We start from the raw sequence: 3,889 nt of genomic DNA, 5'->3' as shown, positions 1-3,889 counted from the left end.
AATTTTTAAAAAAAGAGAAAGGACTGATGCAATTGTTCGTAAAAGAATGTGTAGTTCCGTTGAGAATTAAAAAATATGAGGCACTACTCAGAAGAGTCGCAGAGAATCACCCTATGCGGCCAACCATTTTAACAGAATATAAGAACTGGATGGCAGGTTACCATGGAGAGAAATCACTAGAGTTCTACCTAAGTATGCTCCCTGAATCAAACTACCTTATTTTCCATAATATTCGCCTAAAGTCAGGGAAATACTTTTTCCAAATGGATTTTCTCCTCCTTACAGCAGCATTTGCTCTAGTTCTTGAAGTAAAGAACCGTACCGGTGAATACCTCTTTCAAAAATACTTAAACCAAACTATTTTACATGTGAACGGCAGCGAGGAAAGAATTAAGAATCCGGTCTTACAGGCCAGGATGCAGGCGTTAAAACTAAAAAAATGGCTGAAGGAGCATCATTGTCTGGACATTCCGATTCACTATCTTTTTGTAAATAGTAATCAAAAGGCTACGATTCGTGTGGATCCGGGACATGAATCAATACTGGCAAACATAATAAATAGTGAAGGTGAAGGTTTAATTGAAAAAATCTCGCAAATCGCCAGCCAAAATACGCATGCGAAACTTGATAAGAAAGAGCTGAACAAGGTTAAACGGCTGCTGCTAACCAATGATACCCCGGAAAATCCCGATTTACTAGAACGCTACCATTTATGCCAAAATGACATCCTCCCAGGTGTTCAATGCCCAGGATGTAACTGTTTATCCATGAAATATGTATATGGAACATGGGTCTGTCCGAATTGTCAGTGCAAATCAAAAACAGCCCATATCCAAGCAATCAACGATTACTTTCTTTTAATCAAGCCCTCGATTACAAACTCAGAATTGAGACGTTATCTGCATATTGACTCTCCTAAAAGTGCAAATAAAATCCTTAAATCTATGAACTTAGCCTTTACAGGGACATTAAAAGGCAGAATTTATTTTCCTAAAACTACACACGGCCAAGTGCTTTACCAAGTCCCTTAAATTTCCCTTTAAACAATGCCCCACTAATAAAATAAAAGCAAACCAAGATCCCGGTGAAGTCTTTGACTAGGTCAAACCAGGACGCGGAGCGGTAGGTATAGAAGGATTGGTGGATTTCGTCGCTGATACCATAGAGACCTGCGAACACGGCGCAGGCAATGTTTAAGGCCGGCGTGAACGCTCCCCGGCGGGTTAACATCGCTAGCACTAGTAATACATACAAAATCGCAAACTCTATTAAATGTAAAGATTCCTTAATGGTGTGGTCAATTTGGGAATCAGGCAGCTTAACGAAATGGTCGGCTGGCAGGCTCGACATAATAAAAATGGCCGCCATATAGGCAAACGGGAGCACCCGCAATACCCACTTAAAGATTTTCATAAAAATTCCTCCTATAATGGTACTTTCTCCTCGGAAAATAATTTTTCCAACTTCATGCATAAAAACTTAATCACTGTCGAAAAATAAGTTCAAAAAAATTTTTTTCACTAGTGTATATAATTCTACTTATCTGTTCAGAATGATTGCTGAGGTGATGAAAATGAGAGAGGAAGAAAACAAGCGATCTTCTCAAAGTTCCAGCGTAAAACGCTTTTTCAAAAAGCGTTGGGTATTTCCAGCCATTTATATTGCAAGTGCAGCAATCATTTTGACCGCGGTACTATGGTATCAAACAAGCAACAACGCGTCAGACAAATACGATTACAAATCCACGGATATTGCTGGTAAAAAGGGTCAAGAGCCAGCTGTTGAAGTTAGCAAGACATTCGAAGACTTCAAAATGCCAGTGGAAAATGCAGATGCAGCTGTCGTAAAAACGAAATTCTATGATTTCAACGGAAAAACAGAAGACCAGGAAGCGGCATTGGTATTCTATAACAATACCTACCAACCAAATACTGGTATCGATGTGACCGTGAAAGACGGCGAATCGTTTGATGTTGTTGCATCACTAAGCGGTACTGTTACACGTGTTGAAGAAGATGCAGTCCTTGGGAATGTCATTGAATTGGAACACGACAAAGGTATTGTAACACAATATCAATCCGTTAAAGACATAAAGATCAAGGTTGGCGACGAGGTAAAACAGGGACAAGTTATTGCCAAGGCTGGACAAAGCTTGTTCAATGAAAAAGCTGGAACACATGTACATTTTGAAATTCGTAAAGATGGAATTGCTGTAAACCCTAGTGACTATTTTAACAAATCGTTAACCACTTTACAGGAAGCAAAACTTTCGAATGAAAATGCAAGCGAATCAGTAGAAACTCCACAAATGAAGGAAAAAGAGCAAATGATCGAAGATCCTGAAAACTCTCTTGATCAAGAAAACTCTTCTGACCAAGATAAAAATGCGGATGACAATTCTACTAACACATCAGAAAAAACAAACTCATAATCATAACGTAACAAAGGGGAAGGGGAATTCTTTCCTCTTTTTTTTGCACTCATTTCAAACTTATTCGCACTATTTCGCATTATATTTTACTCATAATAAATGGACAAAACACCATTTTTTGTATATCCACGGTATAATAATAAATATTGGTGCCTGACACCAGAAGTAGTAAGCAGTGTCTGCTGATGGTGTACAAATTGGAGAAAGTGTCTTTTTGTGGTGCCTGACACCAAACACTAAACACCAAACACCAAATGTTACTTTTTAAAGGAGAGGATTTTGTTGAGGAAGTTAGTAGGGGCCATGCTGGTGGTGCTGCTGATGATGGCGGTTCTGGCTGGCTGCAGTAAGGAGCCGACGCCGCAGGATCGTTTTGCGAAGTACATAGCGTTATGGAATGGGCAGAAGTTTGATCAGATGTATGATTATCTTTCTAATAATGCGAAGAAGAAAATCACCAAAGAGGAATTTACAAACCGCTATCAAAAAATCTACAAAGATCTTCAGATAACAGACCTCAAGATTAACTTTAAGAAACCAAAAGAAGATAAACAGGCGGAAAAAGAACAAGCTCAATATTCATTTACGGCAAGTATGAATAGCGTGGCGGGACCGATTCAATTCACTCACAAAGCTAACTTAAAGAAAGAAGAGCGAGCCGACAAGAAGAATTGGTATGTAGACTGGAATACAGGGTTCATTTTCCCAAAATTGCAAGAGGGAGATAAAATTGGCATTGATACGACTGCGCCAATAAGAGGAGAAATTCTCGACCGCAATGAGATCGGGCTGGCTGTGAATGGCCAAGTGTATGAGGTCGGTGTAGTTGCAGGGAAGGTGACTGACCAGGTACTAGAACCGTTATCCGCGCTTTTAAAAATGAGCCCTGAGCAGATTAAGAAGGCGATTAGTGCAAGTTGGGTGAAGCCGGAACTGTTTGTGCCGTTGAAGCGGGTGTCAATGGAGGATGAGGCACGGATTGCCCAGCTGATTGCACTCGAGCCGGTACAAACGCGAAAGGTGGAGGCTCGGATTTATCCGTATGATAAAGCTGCGGCACAACTTATTGGATATGTTGGGGCGATCTCAGCGGACGAGTTGGAAAAACTTAAAGATAAGGGTTACACAAGTAATGATATGATTGGAAAAAGAGGACTTGAGCAAGTGTACGACGAGCAGTTAAAGGGCAAGCCTGGCGTGAAGATTACCATTAACAAGAAGAATGGTAGCAAGGAGGTGCTCGCTGAAAAGCCAGTTGAGGATGGAAAAACGGTGAAGCTGACGATTGATGTGGATGTTCAGACAGCAATCTATGACCAACTTGGCAAGGAAGCGGGCACAGGAGCGGCTATAAACCCTGTGACGGGGGAAACGCTGGCGCTTGTCAGTACACCTTCATTTGACCCAAATCAAGCGATGCTCGGCTTCTCGGCGGCTGAATGGAAGGCACTGCAGGAA

General features: G+C 41.0%; 4 protein-coding genes. 3 read left to right on the top strand and 1 reads right to left on the bottom strand.

Annotated elements, in window-relative coordinates; genetic code table 11:
* Positions 1-1,031: nuclease-related domain-containing protein (locus V7659_RS04880; RefSeq protein WP_335538498.1), on the top strand; the 1,031-nt coding region annotated here is incomplete at its 5' end.
* On the opposite strand, the gene V7659_RS04875 is transcribed toward V7659_RS04880, so the two are convergent.
* Positions 997-1,413: a VanZ family protein gene (locus V7659_RS04875; protein WP_335538496.1), complete on the bottom strand. Its 417-nt coding sequence runs from the start codon at positions 1,411-1,413 to the stop codon at positions 997-999. The genes V7659_RS04880 and V7659_RS04875 overlap by 35 nt on opposite strands.
* Before the next feature lie 160 nt (positions 1,414-1,573).
* On the opposite strand from V7659_RS04875, the gene V7659_RS04870 reads away from it, so the two are divergent.
* Together V7659_RS04870 and V7659_RS04865 are read left to right on the top strand one after the other, a co-directional pair.
* Positions 1,574-2,431: a M23 family metallopeptidase gene (locus V7659_RS04870; RefSeq protein WP_335538494.1), complete on the top strand. Its 858-nt coding sequence runs from the start codon at positions 1,574-1,576 to the stop codon at positions 2,429-2,431.
* A gap of 282 nt (positions 2,432-2,713) precedes the next feature.
* The coding region (locus V7659_RS04865) for an NTF2-like N-terminal transpeptidase domain-containing protein (RefSeq protein WP_335538492.1) at positions 2,714-3,889 on the top strand (1,176 nt) is incomplete at its 3' end.

Origin of the sequence: Neobacillus drentensis (assembly GCF_036966985.1) — a bacterium.
GTDB classification, from domain to species: domain Bacteria; phylum Bacillota; class Bacilli; order Bacillales; family Cytobacillaceae; genus Neobacillus; species Neobacillus drentensis_E.
The sequence above is the reverse complement of the archived record's forward strand: the minus strand, read 5'-3'. Positions and strand labels throughout refer to the sequence as shown.